This window comes from Pseudomonas sp. P1.31 (assembly GCF_001269815.1).
Classification (GTDB): Bacteria; Pseudomonadota; Gammaproteobacteria; order Pseudomonadales; family Pseudomonadaceae; genus Aquipseudomonas; species Aquipseudomonas rustica.
This window is the reverse complement of record NZ_LHVN01000007.1, coordinates 674,959-696,562: the sequence shown is the minus strand read 5'-3', so window position 1 is coordinate 696,562 and position 21,604 is coordinate 674,959. Positions and strand designations below refer to the sequence as shown.

22 protein-coding genes are annotated in these 21,604 nt (G+C 60.4%); 5 read left to right on the top strand and 17 right to left on the bottom strand.

The features are described 5' to 3' along the window. Window positions 1–243: 243 nt before the first annotated feature. From AD669_RS06455 to AD669_RS06445, 3 genes are all read right to left on the bottom strand, one after another. Window positions 244–588 (bottom strand): YegP family protein, encoded by a 345-nt coding sequence (locus AD669_RS06455; protein WP_053117937.1) that lies wholly within the window; start codon window positions 586–588, stop codon window positions 244–246. A 172-nt stretch (window positions 589–760) separates the two neighbouring features. Next, on the bottom strand, window positions 761–1,066 hold the full coding sequence (locus AD669_RS06450; protein WP_053117936.1) for a ribbon-helix-helix domain-containing protein: 306 nt from the start codon (window positions 1,064–1,066) through the stop codon (window positions 761–763). Between the two features lie 13 nt (window positions 1,067–1,079). Further along, a complete protein-coding gene (locus AD669_RS06445) occupies window positions 1,080–1,661 on the bottom strand; it encodes a DJ-1/PfpI family protein (RefSeq protein ID WP_053117934.1) in 582 nt (193 codons plus the stop codon). A gap of 365 nt (window positions 1,662–2,026) precedes the next feature. Here AD669_RS06445 and AD669_RS06440 point away from each other — a divergent pair, with 365 nt between their 5' ends. Then, on the top strand, window positions 2,027–2,917 hold the full coding sequence (locus AD669_RS06440) for a DMT family transporter (RefSeq protein WP_053117932.1): 891 nt from the start codon (window positions 2,027–2,029) through the stop codon (window positions 2,915–2,917). A gap of 139 nt (window positions 2,918–3,056) precedes the next feature. On the opposite strand, the gene AD669_RS06435 is transcribed toward AD669_RS06440, so the two are convergent. The 4 genes from AD669_RS06435 to AD669_RS06420 all read right to left on the bottom strand — a co-directional run bounded on the left by AD669_RS06435 (window position 3,057) and on the right by AD669_RS06420 (window position 6,574). Continuing rightward, entirely contained in the window at window positions 3,057–4,274 is a 1,218-nt protein-coding gene (locus tag AD669_RS06435) for an SAM-dependent methyltransferase (RefSeq protein WP_053117930.1), read from the bottom strand. Between the two features lie 168 nt (window positions 4,275–4,442). Next, window positions 4,443–5,060 carry a TPM domain-containing protein gene (locus tag AD669_RS06430; RefSeq protein ID WP_053117928.1) on the bottom strand — a complete coding sequence of 206 codons (618 nt, stop codon included), beginning with the start codon at window positions 5,058–5,060 and terminating at the stop codon, window positions 4,443–4,445. Between the two features lie 33 nt (window positions 5,061–5,093). Next, a complete protein-coding gene (locus AD669_RS28885) occupies window positions 5,094–5,849 on the bottom strand; it encodes a YgcG family protein (RefSeq protein ID WP_053117926.1) in 756 nt (251 codons plus the stop codon). A gap of 116 nt (window positions 5,850–5,965) precedes the next feature. Further along, window positions 5,966–6,574 carry a LemA family protein gene (locus AD669_RS06420; protein ID WP_053117924.1) on the bottom strand — a complete coding sequence of 203 codons (609 nt, stop codon included), beginning with the start codon at window positions 6,572–6,574 and terminating at the stop codon, window positions 5,966–5,968. A gap of 262 nt (window positions 6,575–6,836) precedes the next feature. On the opposite strand from AD669_RS06420, the gene bglX reads away from it, so the two are divergent. Beyond that, a complete protein-coding gene (gene bglX, locus AD669_RS06415) occupies window positions 6,837–9,128 on the top strand; it encodes a beta-glucosidase BglX (protein WP_053117922.1) in 2,292 nt (763 codons plus the stop codon). Window positions 9,129–9,299: 171 nt separating this feature from the next. Here the strand turns inward: bglX and AD669_RS06410 are convergent, their stop codons facing one another. The 9 genes from AD669_RS06410 to AD669_RS06370 all read right to left on the bottom strand — a co-directional run bounded on the left by AD669_RS06410 (window position 9,300) and on the right by AD669_RS06370 (window position 18,747). Then, window positions 9,300–10,457: a phosphatidylserine/phosphatidylglycerophosphate/cardiolipin synthase family protein gene (locus AD669_RS06410; RefSeq protein WP_053117920.1), complete on the bottom strand. Its 1,158-nt coding sequence runs from the start codon at window positions 10,455–10,457 to the stop codon at window positions 9,300–9,302. Window position 10,458: 1 nt separating this feature from the next. Further along, complete coding sequence (locus tag AD669_RS06405) at window positions 10,459–11,049, bottom strand: YceI family protein (protein ID WP_053117918.1); 591 nt, start codon at window positions 11,047–11,049, stop codon at window positions 10,459–10,461. Between the two features lie 156 nt (window positions 11,050–11,205). After that, entirely contained in the window at window positions 11,206–11,976 is a 771-nt protein-coding gene (locus AD669_RS06400; protein ID WP_053117916.1) for an IclR family transcriptional regulator, read from the bottom strand. A gap of 59 nt (window positions 11,977–12,035) precedes the next feature. Next, the gene (locus AD669_RS06395; protein WP_053117913.1) at window positions 12,036–13,493 is read right to left on the bottom strand and encodes an amidase; all 1,458 of its coding nucleotides are present in this window, start codon (window positions 13,491–13,493) and stop codon (window positions 12,036–12,038) included. Next, on the bottom strand, window positions 13,490–14,800 hold the full coding sequence (locus AD669_RS06390) for a citrate-proton symporter (RefSeq protein ID WP_053117911.1): 1,311 nt from the start codon (window positions 14,798–14,800) through the stop codon (window positions 13,490–13,492). Before AD669_RS06390 ends, AD669_RS06395 begins: the two co-directional genes overlap by 4 nt. Window positions 14,801–14,878: 78 nt before the next feature. After that, window positions 14,879–16,054: a M20 aminoacylase family protein gene (locus tag AD669_RS06385; protein ID WP_053117909.1), complete on the bottom strand. Its 1,176-nt coding sequence runs from the start codon at window positions 16,052–16,054 to the stop codon at window positions 14,879–14,881. 293 nt (window positions 16,055–16,347) lie between these two features. Then, on the bottom strand, window positions 16,348–16,644 hold the full coding sequence (locus AD669_RS06380; RefSeq protein WP_053117907.1) for a hypothetical protein: 297 nt from the start codon (window positions 16,642–16,644) through the stop codon (window positions 16,348–16,350). Then, entirely contained in the window at window positions 16,641–17,714 is a 1,074-nt protein-coding gene (locus tag AD669_RS06375) for a serine hydrolase (RefSeq protein WP_053117905.1), read from the bottom strand. Before AD669_RS06375 ends, AD669_RS06380 begins: the two co-directional genes overlap by 4 nt. A 151-nt stretch (window positions 17,715–17,865) precedes the next feature. Further along, the gene (locus AD669_RS06370; protein ID WP_053117903.1) at window positions 17,866–18,747 is read right to left on the bottom strand and encodes an acyl-CoA dehydrogenase family protein; all 882 of its coding nucleotides are present in this window, start codon (window positions 18,745–18,747) and stop codon (window positions 17,866–17,868) included. 153 nt (window positions 18,748–18,900) lie between these two features. Between AD669_RS06370 and olsB the strand changes: the two genes are divergently transcribed. Both olsB and AD669_RS06360 read left to right on the top strand, forming a co-directional pair. Next, window positions 18,901–19,656, top strand: a complete 756-nt coding sequence (olsB, locus tag AD669_RS06365) for an L-ornithine N(alpha)-acyltransferase (RefSeq protein ID WP_008080112.1) — start codon at window positions 18,901–18,903, stop codon at window positions 19,654–19,656. Then, window positions 19,656–20,450: a 1-acyl-sn-glycerol-3-phosphate acyltransferase gene (locus tag AD669_RS06360; protein WP_053117901.1), complete on the top strand. Its 795-nt coding sequence runs from the start codon at window positions 19,656–19,658 to the stop codon at window positions 20,448–20,450. Before olsB ends, AD669_RS06360 begins: the two co-directional genes overlap by 1 nt. Before the next feature lie 81 nt (window positions 20,451–20,531). Here the strand turns inward: AD669_RS06360 and AD669_RS06355 are convergent, their stop codons facing one another. Continuing rightward, window positions 20,532–21,104, bottom strand: a complete 573-nt coding sequence (locus tag AD669_RS06355) for an ACP phosphodiesterase (RefSeq protein WP_053117899.1) — start codon at window positions 21,102–21,104, stop codon at window positions 20,532–20,534. A 169-nt stretch (window positions 21,105–21,273) separates the two neighbouring features. Here AD669_RS06355 and AD669_RS06350 point away from each other — a divergent pair, with 169 nt between their 5' ends. After that, window positions 21,274–21,576, top strand: a complete 303-nt coding sequence (locus tag AD669_RS06350; protein WP_016771327.1) for a helix-turn-helix transcriptional regulator — start codon at window positions 21,274–21,276, stop codon at window positions 21,574–21,576. Window positions 21,577–21,604 lie beyond the last annotated feature (28 nt).

Genomic DNA, 21,604 nt, shown 5'->3' with positions numbered 1-21,604 from the left:
CTTTTGATTTTGATCTTCTAAAAATCAAGATCAAAAGATCGCAGCGTGCCGCAGCTCCTACAGGGGATGTGTGCGACGGGCCAGACCCAACTGCACCATCCTGAACTCTTGCTTCCGAAAAAACGCAAAACCCCGTAGGAGCAAGGCTTGCCCGCGAAGAGGCCCTATCCTTCAACATTGATGTTGAGAGATACACCGCCATCGCGGGCAAGCCTTGCTCCTACAAGTGCCAGGTATCGAGGGTTATAGGACTGGCAGGGTTTTGTCCTTGATGGCTTTTGTCGGCCCGTTCGCCTTGACGCTGGCGATGCCTTTGTCGCACGCCGCATCCGATGAATACGCCTCGCTGCTGCCAATAATCTGATGGTTGGCCGCCTTGAGGTTGAAGTACGGATGGCCGTCCTTCGTCGATTTTTTCTCGTAGCGTTCATCCAGCGCGCTGTTGGTTTGTACCGAGGCGATGCCGCCTTCGGCTGCCGCGCGGGTGGTGTATAGCTCGCTGGTCAGAATCGTTTCGGCGTTCGCCGCTTTCAGGACGAACCTGAACTGGCCGTTGCTGCTTTTACTCAACTCGTACCATCCGGACATGCTCGTTTCTCCTGGGCAATTAAGAGATTTCGCGCTTCAGAGTAAAGACCAGCCAAGCGTATCTGTCGCCTATACCGGCCCCATCGCGGGCAAGCCCGCTCCCACAGGGTTCGAGGCACACACGATACCTGTGGGTGCTGGCTTGCCAGCGATAGGGTCAACCCGGTCTGGACTATTTCACTTGCGCCCGCACCACCGACAACTCCGGCGCACTCACCCGCCGCTGACTCAAATACCGCGTACAACTCACCCGCAAGAACGACGCAAAATTCACCACCTCCCCGCGATAATCCATCACCTCTTCATACAGCTTGGCGATCAATTGGTTGGTAGTCATGCCGTCGACCTCGGCGATCTCGCTGAGGATGTCCCAGAACTGATTCTCCAGACGCAACGTCGTCACCACGCCGCAGATGCGCAGCGAGCGCGAGCGTGATTCGTAGAGAATCGGGTCGGCCTTGACGTAGAGCTCGCACATCGGCGAATCCTCGTTACAGGGTGATCTTAGTGCCGAGCAAGCCGAGGAAACCGGCCAGCCAGTTCGGGTGCGCCGGCCATGCCGGGGCTGTGGCCAGATTGCCTTGAACGTGGCCATCCGTCACGGCGATGTCGATGTACGTACCGCCCGCCAGTCGCACTTCCGGGGCGCAGGCCGGATAGGCGCTGCACTCGCGACCTTCGAGCACGCCGGCCGCTGCCAGCAACTGAGCACCGTGGCAGACGGCGGCGATCGGTTTGCCAGCCTTGTCGAAGGCGCGCACCAGGTCGAGGATTTTTTCGTTGAGACGCAGGTATTCCGGGGCCCGACCGCCGGGGATCAGCAGTGCGTCGTAATCGGCCTCGCTGACCTTGGCGAAATCGAAGTTGAGGGCAAACAGGTGACCGGGTTTTTCGCTGTAAGTCTGGTCGCCTTCGAAGTCATGGATCGCAGTGCGTACGGTTTTACCGGCTGCCTTGTCCGGGCACACGGCGTGGACGGTGTGCCCGACCATCTGCAGGGCCTGAAACGGCACCATCACTTCGTAATCTTCGACGTAATCGCCGACCAGCATTAGAATCTTTTTCGCGGCCATGGGGAGGACTCCTCTGGGAAATGCTTGGGAGTGTTCAAGGTAGACCTTATCCGGAGAGGCAGGTAATAACTGACTACTACACGCAATCACTGATTGGGATTGGGATTCGGATTCGGATTCGGATTCGGATTCGGATTCGGATTCGGATTCGGATTCGGATAACTGTAGGAGCTGCCGAAGGCTGCGATCTTTTGATCTTGCCGTTAGAAACAAAATCAAAAGATCGCAGCCTTCGGCAGCTCCAACGTTGCGGGGATTACCCGCAACTGTACGGATAAGTAAGTGCCTAGCTGTAACAGCCACAAGCCCCCGGTTTATGGCTTGATGAGGTCATTCCCAATTCTCTACGATTCTGGTCTCCCCTCATGTCCTCGCGCGAAAACACCGGCATGGCCCTCGGCCTGCTCGGCGTGGTGATTTTCAGCCTCACCCTGCCCTTCACCCGCATCGTGGTGCAGGAACTGCATCCGCTGCTCAACGGCTTGGGTCGCGCGTTGTTCGCGGCGATTCCGGCGGCGATGCTGTTGTTGTGGCGCCGTGAGAAGTGGCCAACGTGGCAGCAAGTCAAAGGCCTGAGCCTGGTGATCGCCGGAGTGATCCTCGGTTTCCCGGTGTTGTCAGCATGGGCCATGCAAACGCTGCCGGCGTCACACGGTGCGCTGGTCAACGGTTTGCAGCCGTTGTGCGTGGCGCTGTATGCCGCGTGGTTGTCTCACGAGCGTCCGTCAAAAGCCTTCTGGGCCTGCGCCGCGTTGGGCAGTGCGTTGGTGCTCGGTTATGCGTTGTACACCGGGGCTGGGAGTATTCAGGCGGGGGATTTGCTGATGCTCGGCGCAATTGCCGTGGGTGGTCTGGGTTATGCCGAGGGCGGCCGGTTGGCCAAGGAGATGGGCGGCTGGCAGGTGATCTGCTGGGCGCTGGTGCTGTCGACACCGTTGTTGATCGGGCCGGTGGTTTACTTGGCGCTGCAACATCACGGCGCAGTGTCGGCCAAGGCTTGGTGGGCGTTTGCCTATGTCGCGCTGTTTTCGCAGTTTCTTGGATTCTTTGCCTGGTACGCCGGACTGGCGATGGGCGGGATCGCTCGGGTCAGTCAGATCCAGTTGTTGCAGATCTTCTTCACCATCGCGTTTTCGGCGCTGTTCTTTGGTGAACATGTCGAGCCGATTACCTGGGTGTTTGCTTGCGGGGTGATTGCGACCGTCATGCTCGGGCGCAAAACCACGGTGCAACCAGCCCGCATTGCCACCGTATGAACGGTTGAACGGTTGAACGGTTGAACGGTTGATTATGTAGGAGCTGCCGAAGGCTGCGATCTTTTGATTTTGTTTTTAAGATCAAAAGATCGCAGCCTTCGGCAGCTCCTACAGGGTGTGTATTCCAAGGCAATAATCGTCAAGCGAGGTAACCGTCGGCGCGCAGCAGGGTTTCCAGGCAGTGTTCGCTGATGTGGTAGAACGCTTTCAATTCCTCAATCTTCACCAACAGCTGAGCCGGATCGACCGGCTCGGCGCGTTTCACCGCGAGAATCATCTTGTTCTTGTTGGTGTGATCGAGCGAGATGAACTCGAACACCTTTGTCTCGTAACCGCACGCTTCCAGGAACAACGCCCGCAAACTGTCAGTAACCATTTCTGCCTGCTGACCAAGGTGCAAACCGTATTGCAGCATCGGCTTGAGCAGCGCCGGGCTCTGGATTTGCAGGCGGATCTGTTTGTGGCAGCACGGCGAGCACATGATGATCGACGCCCCCGAACGAATGCCGGTGTGGATCGCGTAGTCAGTGGCGATATCGCAGGCATGCAAAGCGATCATCACGTCCAGTTCGCTCGGCGCCACGCTGCGCACGTCACCGCACTTGAACACCAGCCCCGGATGATCAAGCTTCGCCGCGGCGGCGTTGCACAGGTTGACCATTTCTTCGCGCAACTCGACGCCGGTGACTTCGCCCTCGGCCTTCAAGGTGTTGCGCAGGTAATCGTGAATCGCAAAGGTCAGATAGCCCTTGCCCGAGCCGAAATCCGCGACGCGCACCGGTTTGTCCAACGCCAGCGGCGAGGTGGTCAGCGCATGGCTGAACACTTCGATGAATTTGTTGATCTGCTTCCACTTGCGCGACATCGCCGGGATCAGCTCTTGCTGCGCGTTGGTCACGCCCAGATCCTTGAGGAACGGTCGGCTCAACTCAAGAAAGCGGTTTTTCTCGCGGTTGTGCTCGGCGGACGGTGCTTCACGCAATTGCTGAGGTTTGCTCTTGAACAGCGAACTCTTGCCCTTTTTGCTGTATTCGAGCTGAGCTTCGTCAGTCACGGCGAGTAAATGCGCATTTTTGAACGAGGCCGGCAACAGCGCGGCAATCGTCGCCACGCCTTCGCTCAGCGGCAGGTTTTTGGTGATGTCGCGGGTTTTGTAGCGATAGACGAAGGACAGGTTCGGCTGCGCTTTGACGGTGACCGCTTTGATGATGACCCGCTGCAGCTCCGCCTCTTCACCGACGTACTTGGCCAGCACCAGTTTGATGAAGCCGTTCTGCTCGAGGCTGGTTTGCAGCAGCTCGATGAACTGGGCGTGGTGATCGGGCGCGGGCTTGGTGGACGGGGCGGTAACGGACATGAAAAAGCGGCCTCGGACGGGCGAAATCGGGAATGGCGGGTATTTTAGGGGGGATGGGGGTTGGGGACACGCTCTTATTTACCGAACGGCACAAATCAAAAGATCGCAGCCTTCGGCAGCTCCTACAGAGGCCAATGTAGGAGCTGCCGAAGGCTGCGATCTTTTGATCTAGGCCAACACCACCAACCGATTCGGCAGTTCATTCCTCACCTGCGTCACCGGCACATGCACTTTGAGCAACTCACCACACGCCTCAATACACGTCACAAACCCTTCCAGCGTGCGCCCATGCCGCACCTGCTCGGTAAACGCCGCGACAATCACATCCCAGCTCTTGTTATCCAGCCGCTTGGAAATCCCCTCATCCACCAGAATCTCCACATAGCGCTCCGCTTCACAGACAAAAATCAGCATCCCGGTGCTGCCCACCGTGTGATGCAGGTTCTGTTCGAGAAACTGCCGTCGCGCCAGGTTCGACGCCCGCCAGTGGCGCACGCGACGCGGGATCAAATGCGTGGTGATTTTCGGCAAACGAAACAGCAGGCACAGCACGATAAACGCGCCCCACTGCACCAACAGCAGGCTGTGCATGGTCAGCCAGCCGGTCAGGTAATGCACGACGCCCGGCACCACCAGCGCCAGCAAACTCGCCCACAGCAGTGGGATGTACGCGTAGTCGTCGGCGCGGGCGGCCAGCACCGTCACCAGTTCGGCGTCGGTGTCGCGCTCGACCCGGGCGATCGCTTCGGCGACTTTGCGTTGTTCGTGTTCGGTCAGTAATGCCATGTTGAAAAGTGCCTGCTCATTATTCTTTTAATGTCACCAGCCGCCGGACGATCCACCGCCGCCGAAACTGCCCCCGCCGCCGCTGAAGCCCCCGCCTCCACCGCCGCCGCCACCAAAACCTCCACCGCCAAAGCCGCCGCCTCCGCCACCACCGCCCCGGCCGGCGGGCAGGATACCGAGCATCTGGAAGACAAACACGGTCAGGATGAACAACATCACCAAAAATACGAACAAACCCGGGTGCCGCGAGATGAAATCATCGGACGGATCACCGCTTGATTCATACACCGTCGACGGCTCGTCCAGCGGGTTGCCGCCGAGCACCACCAGCATCGCCGCGACGCCGTCGCTGATGCCTTTGCTGAAGTTACCGGTCTTGAACGCGGGCGTGATGACTTGATGGATGATCACTGACGACTGCGCATCGGTCAGCCGATCCTCCAGACCATAACCGACTTCGATGCGCAGTTTGCGCTCGTCACGGGCGACGATCAGCAGCGCGCCGTTGTTTTTGTCCTTCTGGCCGATGCCCCAGTGCCGGCCGAGCTGAACGCCGAAATCCTCGATGGTGGTGCCCTGCAGATCCGGCACGGTGACGACGACCAATTGCTCGCCGGTCGCCTGCTCGTGGGCCTGTAACTGCTGGCCCAGTTGCGCGCGCACCGACGGCTCGATCATCTGCGCTTCGTCCACCACCCGCCCGCTCAGCGCCGGGAACGTCAACTCGGCCCGGGCGCTGAGGGCGAATACCCACAACAGCAACACCAGCCCCATCTTCAACACACGCATGCATACCCCCCACCGATCCCCTGTAGGAGCTGCCGCAGGCTGCGATCTTTTGATCTTGTTCTTACGGTCAAAATCAAAAGATCGCAGCCTTCGGCAGCTCCTACACAGGTGTGTTTTCAGAATTTGACCTGGGGTGCCTTATCGGCATCCGGCGTGGTGGCTTCGAAGGTTTCGCGGATCGGCAGGTCGCTGTACATCACGCTGTGCCAGAGGCGACCGGGGAAGGTGCGGATTTCGGTGTTGTATTTCTGCACCGCCAGAATGAAATCGCGGCGCGCCACGGCGATGCGGTTTTCCGTACCCTCGAGTTGCGATTGCAGGGCGAGGAAGTTCTGGTTGGCCTTCAGATCCGGATAGCGCTCGGAGACCACCATCAACCGGCTCAACGCACCGGTCAGTTGATCCTGCGCCTGCTGGAACTGCTTGAGCTTCTCGGGATTGTCGAGGGTGCTGGCGTCGACCTGAATCGACGTGGCTTTCGCCCGCGCCTCGATCACGGCGGTCAGGGTTTCTTCTTCATGCTTGGCGTAACCCTTCACCGTTTCCACCAGATTGGGGATCAGGTCGGCACGCCGCTGGTACTGGTTCTGCACTTGCCCCCACGCGGCTTTGGCCTGTTCGTCGAGGGTCGGGATATTGTTGATGCCGCACGCGGTCAACAGCGTGGCCAGCATCAGCAGGGTGACGACCTGCAAACGCGAGCGATTGGTTGGGCTTACATTCATCGCAGTGATGCTCCTTGGCACATTTCATTATAAAAACCGAGCGCGAAACACTCTGCGCCGGCTCTTGGGGCATAATCGGCCGCGCCGCTGGATTACGACGCGCCAATGGGCTAAAAAGTGCCCTGCGCGATCACGCTGCCGCAGTGTCGGCTGTCGTTTTTGGCTCTGGTTTTTTGAGCCTGCACCCGAACAACAATAGTCGCTCCCTAAATTTTGGCTGGCCGGCGTTGCATCGCCGCTTGGGCCCTTGAGAAAAACATTCATGAAGAAGCTGTGTTTGCTGGGTCTGTTCGTCAGCCTGGCCAGTCATCAAGTATTGGCCGCCACGACCCCGGTACCCCTGGAAAACAAGGACGCGTTCATCAGCAACCTGATGAAGCAAATGACCCTCGACGAGAAGATCGGCCAGTTGCGCCTGATCAGCATCGGCCCGGAAATGCCTCGTGAGTTGATCCGCAAAGAGATCGCCGCCGGCAACATCGGCGGCACGTTCAACTCGATCACCCGCCCGGAAAACCGCCCGATGCAGGACGCCGCCATGCGCAGCCGTCTGAAGATCCCGATGTTTTTCGCTTACGACGTGATCCACGGTCACCGGACGATTTTCCCGATTCCGCTGGCCCTCGCCTCGAGCTGGGACATGGACGCGATCGGCAAATCCGGCCGCGTGGCTGCCAAAGAAGCCGCCGCCGACAGCCTCGACATCACCTTCGCGCCGATGGTCGACATCTCCCGCGACCCGCGCTGGGGCCGCAGCTCCGAAGGTTTCGGTGAAGACACCTACCTGACCTCGCGCATCGCCGGCGTCATGGTGCGTGCCTATCAGGGCGCCACCCCGAGCGCGGCCGACAGCATCATGGCCAGCGTCAAACACTTCGCCCTGTATGGCGCGGTTGAAGGCGGTCGCGACTACAACACCGTCGACATGAGTCCGGTGAAGATGTACCAGGATTACCTGCCGCCGTACCGCGCCGCGATTGATGCCGGCGCCGGTGGCGTGATGGTTGCGCTGAACTCGATCAACGGCATTCCGGCCACCGCCAACACCTGGCTGATGAACGATCTGCTGCGTCGCGACTGGGGCTTCAAAGGCCTGGCGGTCAGTGACCACGGCGCGATTTTCGAACTGATCAAACATGGCGTCGCCCGCGACGGTCGTGAAGCGGCGAAGCTGGCGATCAAGGCCGGCATCGACATGAGCATGAACGACACCCTCTACGGCAAAGAGCTGCCGGGGCTGCTCAAGTCCGGCGAGATCGAACAGAAAGACATCGACAACGCCGTGCGTGAAGTGCTCGCGGCCAAGTACGACATGGGCCTGTTCAAGGATCCGTACCTGCGCATCGGCAAGGCTGAAGACGATCCGGCCGACACCTACGCCGAAAGCCGTCTGCACCGCGCCGAGGCCCGCGACGTCGCGCGTCGCAGCCTGGTGCTGCTGAAGAACCAGAACGAAACCCTGCCACTGAAGAAAGACGCGAAAGTCGCGCTGGTCGGCCCGTTGGCCAAAGCGCCGATCGACATGATGGGCAGTTGGGCAGCGGCGGGTAAACCGACGCAATCGGTCACCCTGTTCGACGGCATGAGCTCGCTGATCGGCAACAAGGCGAACCTGATCTACGCCCGTGGCGCCAACATAACCAGCGACAAGAAGGTGCTGGATTACCTGAACTTCCTCAACTTCGATGCCCCGGAAGTGGTCGATGACCCGCGTCCGGCCAACGTGCTGATCGACGAAGCGGTCAAAGCGGCCAAGGACGCTGACGTGATCGTTGCCGCTGTCGGCGAGTCCCGTGGCATGTCCCACGAATCGTCCAGCCGCACCGACCTGAACATCCCGGAAAACCAGCGCGAGCTGATCCGCGAGCTGAAAGCCACCGGCAAACCGCTGGTGCTGGTGTTGATGAACGGCCGCCCGCTGACCATTCTTGAAGAGAACCAATCGGCTGACGCGATTCTGGAAACCTGGTTCAGCGGCACCGAGGGCGGCAACGCCATCGCCGACGTGCTGTTCGGCGACTACAACCCGTCGGGCAAGCTACCGGTGACCTTCCCGCGTTCCGTGGGCCAGATCCCGACGTACTACAACCATCTGAGCATTGGCCGGCCGTTCACGCCGGGCAAACCGGGCAACTACACCTCGCAGTATTTCGATGACACCACCGGGCCGCTGTTCCCGTTCGGTTATGGCCTGAGCTACACCCATTTCGCCCTGAGCGACATGGCGCTGTCGTCGACCACGCTGAACGCCACCGGCAAGCTCGACGCCAGCGTCATGCTGAAAAACACCGGCAAGCGTGACGGCGAAACCGTGGTGCAGTTGTACATTCAGGACGTTACCGGCTCGATGATCCGTCCGGTCAAAGAACTGAAGAACTTCCAGAAAATCATGCTCAAGGCCGGCGAACAGAAAGTCGTGCACTTCACCATCACCGAGGATGACCTGAAGTTCTACAACGCCCAGCTCAAATACGCGGCCGAGCCCGGCAAGTTCAACGTACAGATCGGCCTGGATTCGCAGGACGTCACACAGCAGAGCTTTGAACTGCTGTAACCGGTTTTGCCCCGATGATCGTTCCCACGCTGCGCGTGGGAATGCCTCAAGGGACGCTCCGCGTCCAGTGACGCGGAGCGTCACGGGCTGCATTCCCACGCAGAGCGTGGGAACGATCAATGGTGTACACCCTGTAGGAGCTGCCGAAGCCTGCGATCTTTTGATCTCGCTCTACCCGCGGCGATCGAGGATGTTCACCACCACCCGATCCACCCACCCCCAGACCCGCTGCTTCACCCGCCGCCACAACGGCCGACGCTGCCACTCTTCCAGACTCACCAGCTGACTCAGCCCGAAGTCCTTCACAAAACTCGCCTCCACCGCTGCCGTCAACGACGGATCCAGCGCCTCCAGATTCGCCTCCAGATTGAAGCGCAGGTTCCAATGGTCGAAGTTGCACGAACCAATGCTCACCCAATCGTCCACCAGCACCATTTTCAAATGCAAAAAGCACGGCTGGTATTCGAAGATCTGCACCCCGGCCTTGAGCAGGCGCGGGTAGTAGCGATGCCCGGCGTAACGCACTGACGGGTGATCGGTGCGCGGCCCGGTCAGCAGCAAACGCACGTCGACACCACGCGCGGCAGCCTTGCGCAGGGAGCGGCGGATTTTCCACGTTGGCAGAAAATACGGCGTGGCCATCCAGATACGTTGCTGGCCGCTGTTCAACGCGCGGAACAACGACTGCAAAATATCGCGATGCTGGCGGGCATCGGCATACGCCACGCGGCCCATGCCCTCGCCCTTGTCCGGCACGCGCGGCAACCGTGGCAGACCGAAATGCGCAGCCGGACGCCAGGCGCGGCGGTAGCGGTTGGCAATCCATTGACGATCAAACAGCAATTGCCAGTCGATCACCAACGGCCCGCTGATCTCGACCATCACTTCGTGCCATTCGCTGGTGTCGTGCCCCGGCGTCCAGAATTCATCGGTGACACCGGTGCCGCCGACCACCGCCAGACGCTGATCGACCAGCAGCAATTTGCGGTGATCGCGATAGAAATTACCGACCCAGCGCCGCCAGTTCAGCCGATTGTAGAAACGCAGTTCAACCCCGGCATGGGTCAGGCGTTGGCGCAAATTGAAAGTGAAGGCGAGGCTGCCGTAATCATCGAACAGGCAACGCACGCGCACCCCACGCTCGGCGGCCAGCACCAGTGCCTGCACGATGGTTTCGGCACAGGCGCCGGCCTCGACCAGGTACAGTTCGAGTTCGATCTGCTCTTGAGCGCCAGCAATCTGCTCGAGCATGCGCGGAAAGAATTGCGGGCCGTCGATCAACAGTTCGAACCGGTTGCCGTCACGCCATGGAAACACCGCGCCGCGCATGTCAGCGCGCCGTGAAAATCAGCACCGCACCCACCGGTACCGACAGACTGATGACCGACAGGTCGGCGAGTTTGCGCAGGCTTTCCAGGCCCGGCGCCAGATCAAAATCTTCGGCGTTGATCACCAGCGGCTCGAGGGTGACCACTTGAAAGCGTCGATCATCGAGCCGCGTCGCCAGCAATTCGGCGGGGTATTCGTGTTGTTTGCCATGCAGGTTGACCGTCAGCGGCAAGCGCAATTCCAGCTGCGCGCCGGGCGCCAGATCGTTGATCGGGCGCAGGTCGATCTGCGTGGTGATGGTCGCTTCGGGGAATTGCTCGATCTGGAACAGCTCCTTGCGCATGCGTTCATCGCGCAGCGGGATGCCGCTGTTGATCGAGTCCAGCTCGACTTCGACTTCGGCGCGACCGTTGGGGTCGACCTTGCCGTGCAGCACCAGAAAGCGCTGCACTTCAGAAATGTTGGCGTTTTTCGTGCTGACGAACGACAGCCGCGACGACTCGCCGTCCAGATACCAATTGGCCTGCGCCGGCAACGCGACAGCGGCGAGCAGCAGGCTGGACAGGGATGCAATGAGGGAGCGGTTGAACATTGAGGACTCGTGGGGCCGATAAACCTGCACGAACCTTAACTGGCCATGGGGTTATTGCAAACATTCAGATCAAAAGATCGCAGCCTGCGGCAGCTCCTACAGGGGAATGCATTTCAAATATTGTAGGAGCTGCCGCAGGCTGCGATCTTTTGGCTGTCAGGCCAATACCTGCTGCACATCGCCAATCGTCGCCGCCAGACTGTTCAAATGCAGGCTCAACACCCGCTCCACCGGCGCCTGATCCATCGGCCAGTGCAGCGCCATGCTGCCCACCAATTTCCCTTCAGCACGAATCGGCAACGCCACCGCGCGAATCAGAAACGGCAAACGCACCGGATATTCCCAATAACCTTCCGTGCGCTGACCAAAACCCTGATGCAACGCCTGCTCTGTCGCACTGACCAAGCTTTCCGCGCTCAGCTGCTCACGCTGGGCCAGGCGTTCGACCTCATCACTGCCCAACTCGCCAAGGCACGCCCGGCCCATCGCCGAGTGAAACAAACTCGCGTGATGCCCGACGATTTGGCAATTGTTCGGATAACGCTTGCGCAACACCTGCGGAATCGCGCTTTCCATCACTTCAACCCGCTCGCCATCGAAGCACGACAGATCCGCGACCAGCCCGGTGCGCTCGCACAACTCCACCAGCATCGGCGCCGCGCTCTCCACCAGATGCCGTTTGAAACGTTGCTGACGATCACCAAACAGACGCTTGGCGCACAGGCGATAACGCCGGTCGCTGAGGCCACGATAGATCCAGCCCTGCTCCTGCAACGTCGCGAGCATGCGTGACACCGTGGCCTTCGGCAGACTCGTGAGGTAGTGCAATTCCTCCAGCCCCAGCGCCTGATGCTCGCCGAGCAATTCGACGATCGCCAGCGCTCGTTCGACCGAACGCACGCTGCCGGTATCTGTTTTGCTGCCCATGTGTTCGATCTCCCTGCGCACAGATGGATGAACACTTTTTGCAGCAAAATGCGGGCCGCTCAAGCCGATTGCAGGCATGGCGGTGGTCGTCGTTCGACCCAACGGGTCAGTTGTTCATGGGCATACGCCAGTTGCAGAACCGCGCGATCCGCCTGCGCCGGGCCGATGATTTGCAGGCCCATCGGCAGCCCTGCCGGGTTGAACCCGACCGGCACGCTGATGCTCGGCAACCCGGCCAAGGTCGGGCCGATAACCACCTCCATCCAGCGGTGATAGGTGTCCATGGTTTGCCCACCGACCACGCGCGGCCATGACTGTTGTGCATCAAAAGGGAACACTTGTGCGGTAGGCAACAGCAGGAAATCGTAACGTTCGAACAATTCACTCAGCGCCCGATACCACTCACTGCGGTCGACCGAGGCCTTGTAGACATCGGCAGCGCTCAGACGCAGACCGCCCTCGACTTCCCACTGTGCTTCCGGTTTGAGCAACTCGCGTTTGTGCGGATCGGCATACGCGGCACCCAGACTGCCCTGCACCAGAAAGTGCCGATGGGTCAGCCAGGTTTGCCACAAACGCTCCATGGAAAAATCCGGCTGACAGGCTTCGACCTGACAGCCCAGCGCGGTGAAATCCGCCAGCGCCGATTCGCACAGACTGAGCACGCCGTCGTCCATCGGCAGATAGCCGTTGTAGTCGCCGAGCCAGCCAATGCGCACGTCGCTGAAATCCCGTTGCAGGCCTTCGGCAAAATTGCGCGGCTGATCTTTCAGCGACAGCGGCACGCGAGGGGCGTAACCCGCCTGCGTCGACAGCAATCGTGCGACGTCGGTGACGCTGCGGCCCATCGGCCCTTCGGTAGCCAGTTGCTGGACGAACACTTCCGGGGTCGGCCCGTGCGGCACGCGGCCCTGGGACGGGCGAAAACCGAAGACGTTATTGAACGCCGCCGGATTACGCAGCGAGCCCATCATGTCGCTGCCATCAGCCACCGGCAGCAAACGCAGAGCCAGCGCCACCGCCGCCCCGCCGCTGCTGCCGCCGGCAATCCGGCTGGCATCGTAGGCATTGGTGGTGGTGCCGAACACGCTGTTGTAGGTCTGCGAACCGAGGCCGAATTCCGGCACGTTGCTCTTGCCGATGATGATCGCGCCGCACTCGCGCACCCGCGCCACGCTGATCGCATCGTGCTGCGGCACCTGCTCGGCGAACAATGGCGAACCCATGGTCGTGCGCAGTCCAGCGGTGGCGGCCAGATCCTTGATCGCCTGCGGCATGCCGTGCATCCAGCCCCGGGATTCGCCGCGATCGAGTTGCCGATCACATTCATCGGCCTCGCGCAAAACCTCCTCGGCGGGACGCAACGACACCAGCGCGTTGACCTGCGGATTGAAACGCTCGATGTGTTGCAGATACGCCTGCATCACTTCGCGGCACGAGACTTTGCGGGCATGGATCGCGCGGGACAACGCATCGGCGTCCAGCGCGACAATCGGATCGATGGCTAACGGACTCAAGATTTCACTCCAAGGTTGAGCGCGCTGGGGGCTTTGGCGCGGGGCGCCTCTTGCATGCAATAAATCCCGAGCAAGGTCAGCAGGCAAGCGAACAACACATAAAACGAAGGCGCCACCGGGGTTTCCAGCACCTTGCTCAACCAGGTCACGATCAGCGGCGCGAAACCGCCGAACACCATTACCGAAATGTTGTAGGCAATCGACACGCCGGTGGAGCGCACTTCGATGGGAAATTGCTCGGCCAGCGCCGTCGGTGCCGGGCCGAAGAAGCCGCCAATCGCGCCGCACAGCAGCAGTTGCATTACCAGCAAACGTTCGATTGAAGGCGCTGCCGCGACCCACACGTACAGCGGATAAATCATCACGAAAAACGCCAGGGTAAAGGCCATCAATACCGGTCGCCGGCCGACGCGATCCGACAGTGCGCCGGAGAACGGTATCACCACGGTCATCAGCGCCACCGCGAGCATCTGCACCAGCAGCACCTGATCCAGCGGCAAGCCGAGGTTGGTGTGGGCGAAGGTCGGCATGTTCACCAGCACCACGTAAAACGCCACCGTCGCACCACTGGCCAGGCCCATCGACACCAGCAGGCTGCGGCGATGTTCGCGAACCACTTGCCACAGGCCCGGCGCTGCGCCTTTGGCTTTTTTGCGCGCTTCGAGAAACTCTTCCGGCTCTTCCATGTGCTTGCGAATCCACAAGCCGACCGGGCCGATCAACAGGCCGAGCACGAACGGAATCCGCCAGCCCCAACTGTCCAGCGTCTCAGGGGTAAACAGGTGCGTGACCAACGCCACCATCGCCGCGCCGGCAAACACCGCCAGGCATTGCCCGACCAGTTGCCACGAACCGTACAAACCTTTGCGATGGGCCGGCGCGCTTTCCACCAGAAACGCCGTGGCGCTGGCGTATTCACCGCCGGTGGCAAAGCCCTGGAGCATCCGCGCAACCACGATCAGCAACGGCGCGCCCATGCCGATGGCGGCGTAACTTGGCGCGAAAGCGATCATTGCAATGGACACGGTCATCAGACGAATGATCATCTGCATCGCCGCTTTGCGACCTTTGCGGTCGGAATACATGCCGAGCAGGATGCCGCCCACCGGGCGCATGAAGAAGCCGACGCCGAAGGTCGCCAGCGCCATCAGCAGCGAGGCGTAGCTGTCTTCGGAGGGGAAGAATTGCCGGGCGATGATGCTCGCCAGAAAGCCGTAAACAATGAAGTCATACCATTCCAGCGCGTTGCCGATAACGGCGGCGACCACTTGCCGGGTACGCGAAACACCTGTGCCTGAAGCCTGCATGGGAGATTCTCCAAAAGCTGTTGGGTGAGCCCGTGCGCCGGTGCGCTCGGGATTCAGCGGCAGCAGAACGTGAAGAAATCAGGCCGGCTTGAGCCAGCTCTCGGTGAGCGCGCCCCAGTAGGCGGCGCCAGTCAGCAGGATGTCGTCGTTAAAGTCATAGGCAGGGTTGTGCACCATCGGCCGCGACACGCCGTTGCCGATAAACAGATAGGCGCCGGGGCAACGCTGGAGCATCCAGGCGAAATCTTCGCTGCCCATCAATTTTGGCGTGTTGCCATCGACGGCGTCGGCGCCGACCAACTCGACGCCAATGTTGCGGGCGAACTCGGTTTCGGCGGCGTGGTTGACCAGCACCGGATAGGCCGGGCGATGTTCGATTGTCGAAGTACAGCCGAAACTCTGCGCCTGGGTTTCGATGATGTTGCGCACGCGATTGAGGGTTTGTTCGCGCACATCGGCATTCAGTGCGCGCAGGCTCAGACGCAGAATCGCCTGCTGCGGAATGACGTTGGCCGCCTCCCCCGCTTGCAGTGCACCGACGGTGACCACCGCGGCTTGCTGCGCATCGATGTTGCGCGCGACCACGGTTTGCAGCGCCATCACCACACTCGACGCAGCGACCAGTGGATCGACGGTCAGGTGCGGCATCGAACCGTGGCCGCCGACGCCTTCGATGACCACGTTGAGCAGATCCTGCGAAGCCATCATCGGCCCCTCGCGAAAGCCCAGATGCCCAGCGGGCAGGCCCGGCATGTTGTGCATGCCGAACAGCGCATCGCAGGGGAAACGTTCAAGCAGACCATCGGCGAGCATCGCTTCGGCGCCGCCCTGACCTTCTTCGGCGGGTTGGAAAATCAGCGTGAGGGTGCCGTCGAACTGACGCGTCGCCGCCAGATAACGTGCGGCGCCGAGCAACATGGTCGTGTGACCATCGTGACCGCAGGCGTGCATGCAGCCCTTGTGCTGACTGCTGTAGGCGACGCCGGTATTTTCGATGATCGGCAAGGCGTCCATGTCGGCACGCAGACCGAGTTTGCGCGAGCTGCTGCCGTTGCGCAGCACACCGACAACGCCGGTTTTACCGATGCCGGTGTGGACTTCGTAGCCCCAGCTTTCGAGGGATTTGGCGACCAGCGCCGAGGTGCGGCTTTCTTCGAAACCGAGTTCGGGGTGGGCGTGGATGTCCTGGCGGGTGGCGTGCAGGTCGCTGGCGACGTCGCTGAGCCAGGCCAGAATGTGCTGATGTCGGGTCATGACGGTTCTCCTCGCGCGGGTTTTCCCGGTCTTGTTGTTCGCAATGAATTCACGACACGTTGGAAGGCAGGTCGTGCTCACCGCCAGATAACCGCGAGACGCGCGCGAGGACAATCGAATGTGGTTCCGCAGAGTGGAACGCAATTCGGGAAACGACACAGATCCTTGTGGGAGCGGGCTTGCTCGCGAAAGCGGTGTATCAGGCGACAACTGTTTTGCCTGACACGACGCCTTCGCGAGCAAGCCCGCTCCCACAGGGGGGGTTGGTTTGCAGGGGGATTGTGTGTCTGTTTTCAGGGATTCAGGCGGCAGCCCTGGCGTTCGCTTTGCCACTGGGCGCTGTTGCTGCGCCCCATGCCACTGACTGTGATGATTTTGCGGGCCGGGTCATCGCTGAACTGGCTGGTCGGCAGCCATTGTTTTACGTAGCCACGGCAATACTCGGCATCGTTGTTCATCACGTACCGGCACGAACAATATTCCTTGGCGGTGTAGGCGCTGATGATGTCCGGGAAGGCCCACAGATTTTCGCGCTCATAGACGATCCAGCCAAGCAACAAAACCAGCAGCAACAACAAAAAGCGCTTCATGGCCGCACCGCCTGCAGCACGCGTTTGAGCAGCTCGTTATGTCGATAACTGCCATCGCGATCATCGCCATAACGGACGATCAGCAGTTTCTCGCTGGGAATCACATACATCGCCTGGCCCCAATGGCCAAGGGCGGCGAAAGTGTCGGGCGGTGCATCGGGCCACGGTGACGCCGCGCCATCCGCCGCACGGTTGAGCCACCACTGCCCGCCGGGCACGGCTTCGTCTTGATGCGCCTTGTAACCGGCGAACGGTTTGAGGTTGAACGCGAGCCATTCCTTGGGCAATAACTGCCGATCATTCCAGCGCCCATCGCGCGCCATCAACAGGCCCACTCGCGCTAGATCCCGCGCGGTGAGATAGGCGTAAGACGAAGCGACAAAGGTGCCCGTCGCATCGGTTTCCCACACGGCGTGACGGATGCCCAAGGGTTCGAACAGCGCCGTCCATGGATAGTCCGCATAGCGCTGCGGGCCGACGATGTTTTTCAGTGCGGCGGCGAGCAGATTGCTGTCGCCACTGGAATAACGGAAAGCCTGACCCGGTGGCGCGTAGCTGTCGTGAACCGCTGTAAAAGCCGCCATGTCGCGCTGACCACGGGTGTAGAGCATCGCCACCACCGAGGATTTCAGCGGGGCGTATTCGTAGTCTTCCTGCCAGTCGAGGCCTGAGGCCCAGTGCAGCAGATCGGCGAGTTTGATGTCCGGGTGTTTAGCCAGCGGCGGGTAAAACTTTGCGGCGGGGTCTTCGAGTTTGAACAGGCCTTCGCCATACGCCACACCGAGGACGGCGGCCATCAGGCTTTTGCTGATTGACCAGGTCAGGTGCGGGGTTTGCGCGTTGGTCGGGCCGGCGTAGCGTTCGTAGATGATCTGCCCGTCGCGGATGATCAGCAGCGCATCGGTGCGGATGCCTTTGCGGGTGGTTTCGTCGCGTGGTGGGAAGGCGTAGTTTTCCAGCGCTTCAGTATTGGTGATTGTCGCGCCAGTCGGCCATTGCTCACCGGGCCATGGTTCGGCCTGAATGGTGGCGCTGATCAGCAGCAGAAGCAGGGTCAGGCCTTTGAACATGGTGAGGGCTCGCTAGACAGATCTGCAAATCCTAGCCCAGAAAAATGACAATCTGCGATCCGATGCCTCCTGTAGGAGCTGCCGCAGGCTGCGATCTTTTGATTTTGCCTTTTAAAAAACAAGATCAAAAGATCGCAGCCTGCGGCAGCTCCTACAGGGAGGTGTGCAAGGCTTTGGTCAGGCGTTTGGCTCTGGCGATAGAGGCCAACTGCATCACTCCCTGATCCCGCGCCCACATCTGCGCCCACTCCGAACCACCCTCCGCCAACGCCTGATCGATCTCAGGCTTGAGCGCATCAAACTGCGCAAACAGCCCAGCCAACAACACATGCCCGGCCGGATTATTCGGCGGCTGCCGGCTCGCCTCGGCACACCCGGCCAACAGCGCCAGCAAACGCAATTGCAGCGTCTGTGGCCAATCGCTGTCCTGCCCGACGCCATACAACCAAGCAGTCATCGCGCTCAGCACATAAACATCTTCCAGCGTGCGAAACGGCTTCACATAAGCGTCCCAACCATCCCCGGCCAACAACTCACACAGCGCGCCATCCAGCAACAAGCGTCCATGACTGATGTCCGGCATCAACGGCAGCGCCGGCAATTTCTCCACGCTCACGCCGGGCTCGCCGGGGTAGACCACGGCCAGACTCAGGCGCGGACTTTCGCCGGGCTCTTCACTGCGCGCCGCGATCAACAGCCAGTCCGCCGCATCACCGGCGGTGACGAAATCCTTGCGTCCGCTCAGACGCAAATCCGTCAGCCGCGTCTGCATGTCTGCCGGGCGCAGGCTGCGCTGTTCGGTCGCACACAAAGCACCAAGGCTCAGCGGCGCACTCGGCCACAACATGCGCAACGCCGCCTGATAACCGACCAGAAACGCCAGCCCCGGCGTCGCCATCCGCCGCCCACCGGCGACCGCCAATTCGAACGGCGTGACGTTGCCCAACTGCTGCAACAACGTCGCAAAACCCTCGGCAAGGTCAGCAACGGCGGGCAATCGTTCACGGCTTTGCAGCAGATCTGGCCAGGGCATAGGAGGCTCCTTGTGGGCTGTCATATAAGCATCACCGAACGTTCATGGCGATGACACCGGGGCTACATAGCCTGACTTTGCACAACACGGCTGCATAAAGAAAGTCGATCGGCTGCAACCCACGACGGGTTAAAGGCCCGTACGGAGATTCACATGACTCAGATCGCCCGCATCAGCGACACCGGCAATGAACGCCGCCTGCAAGCCGAACGCCTGATCGGCGCCGAGGCCTTGCAGCAAGCCCAGGCCCTGCGGTTCAACGTGTTCAGCGGCGAGTTCAACGCCAAGCTGAAAGGCGCGGAGCTGGGTCTGGACATGGATGATTATGATGTTCACTGCAGCCACATCGGCGTGCGTGATTTGAACACCGGCCGTTTGGTGGCGACCACGCGTTTACTCGATCACACCGCCGCCAGCAGCCTCGGCAAGTTCTACAGCGAAGAAGAATTCAGCCTGCACGGCCTCGCGCATCTGCAAGGCCCGATCCTCGAAATCGGCCGCACCTGCGTTGACCCGGCGTACCGTAATGGCGGCACCATCGCCGTGTTGTGGGGCGAGTTGGCCGAGGTGTTGAATCAGGGCGGCTACAGCTATCTGATGGGCTGCGCGAGCATCCCGATGCAGGACGGCGGCGTGCAGGCGCACGCGATCATGCAGCGTCTGCGCGAACGTTATCTGTGCACCGAACACCTGCGCGCCGAGCCGAAAAAACCGCTGCCGACGCTGGATATTCCATCGAACGTAATCGCGGAAATGCCGCCGCTGCTCAAGGCCTACATGCGTCTGGGCGCGAAGATCTGCGGCGAGCCGTGCTGGGACGAAGATTTTCAGGTCGCCGACGTGTTCATCCTGCTCAAGCGCGACGAACTTTGCCCGCGCTACGCCAAGCACTTCAAGGCGGCCGTGTGATGAGCCGGTTGCGGGTGTACGCGCGAATTGCGCGAGTGCTGATCGTGGTGACACTGGGGCTGACCATGGCCGGTGTCTTCGGCGTTTTTGAACGGATTGGTCTGGCGCATTCGATGGAACGTCGCCAGCGTTGGTCGCGCTTTTTCATGGCGCGTTTGGGCAATGCCCTGCCCTTTCGCGTGACCGTGCACGGCGAGCTGCCGAAGCAGCCGATGTTGTGGGTGAGCAATCATGTGTCGTGGACGGATATTCCGCTGCTCGGCATGCTCACGCCGCTGTCGTTTCTGTCCAAGGCCGAAGTGCGCACCTGGCCGGTCGCCGGTTGGCTCGCGGCCAAGGCTGGCAGTCTGTTTATTCGTCGCGGTTCGGGCGATAGCCAGTTGATCCGCAAGCAGATGACCCGTCACCTGCAAACCGCGCATCCGCTGCTGATGTTCCCGGAAGGCACCACCACGGATGGCAGCTCGCTGCGCACCTTTCACGGTCGCTTGCTGTCGGCGGCGATTGATTCGGAGGTGATGCTGCAACCAGTGGCGATTCGTTATCTGCGTGATGGCGAAATTGATGCGCTGGCGCCGTTTATTGGTGACGATGATTTGCTGTCGCACTTGATGCGTTTGTTCAGCAATGATTGCGGCGACGTTGAAGTGCACCTGCTCCAGCCGATTGCCTGTCAGGGTCGTGAGCGTGCGGCGCTGGCGTTTGAAGCGCAGCAGGCGGTGCAGAAGGCGTTGTTTGGTGAGGTGGCGAAACCTGCTGAACCGCGTCGCGCAGGCGAACTGATCGCCGCTTGAAAAGCAAAAGATCGCAGCCTTCGGCAGCTCCTACATTGATCCCTGTAGGAGCTGCCGAAGGCTGCGATCTTTTGATCTTGCTTAATCCCGCAACCCAGCAAAATCCTGGAGATGTGGGTAGAACAATCTGAAGTCTTCACTCAACGGCTCATACAACCGCCGCAACTCCTGCATCGCCCCCGCCAATTCTTCCGGCCGGCTCAACCGCCGCGAGATCCCGCGCAACACCTGTTCCAGCACTTCAAATTCCTGATACGAACCCAACCAGTCATTGGCGACCATGTGCGGCGCAATCTTCGCCAGTCGCTCGGGCAATTCCCGCTCGTGAGTCAGTACCCGATACACATCCGCCGTAAAAACCGCCAACGGCCGATCGGCATACAACGTCCAATCCCGCGCCAGACAGTGATCAAAAAACACATCAAGCACGATCCCGGCATAACGCCGCCGCGTTTCGGTAAACCGCCCCAACGCGACATCCACCAAGGGATGTCGATCGGTAAACACGTCAATCCGTCGATGCAGCTGAATCGCCGCTTCCACCTCCGGCGCAAACTGCCCTTGCAGCCGGCCTTTGACGAAGTCGCCATACAGGCTGCCGAGTAATTGCCCGGGGCGCTGGCCACCGAGGTGCAAATGTGCGAGATAGTTCATGGGCGCAGCTTAGCACCGCGCCCTGCAATCGACACCTCACCATATCGTTATAACCCGATATACCGATTTATGCGTTCATAAGACCAAAATCATATTGGTATATCGCGAAGTACCGATTTAAAGTTCGCCTCATCGCGATATAGCGTTGTACACAACCGAGCACCCTGCCATGAACCTTGACCTCGACGAAATAATAAAAGCCCTGGCGCACCCAGTACGGCGAGACATCCTCAACTGGCTGAAAGACCCGAAAGGCGAATTCCCGGAACAGCTGCACAACCACGAGTACGGCATCTGCGCCGGACAGATCGATCAGCGCTGCGGCCTGTCGCAGTCGACCGTTTCTGCCCACCTCGCGACGTTGCAACGCGCAGGACTGATCAGCAGCCAGAAGGCCGGGCAATGGCACTTTTTCAAACGTAACGAGGACGTGATCCAGGCGTTCCTCAGCACCCTCAGTAAAGAGCTCTGACCCTTAACGTCAGCCAGCCGACAAGGAA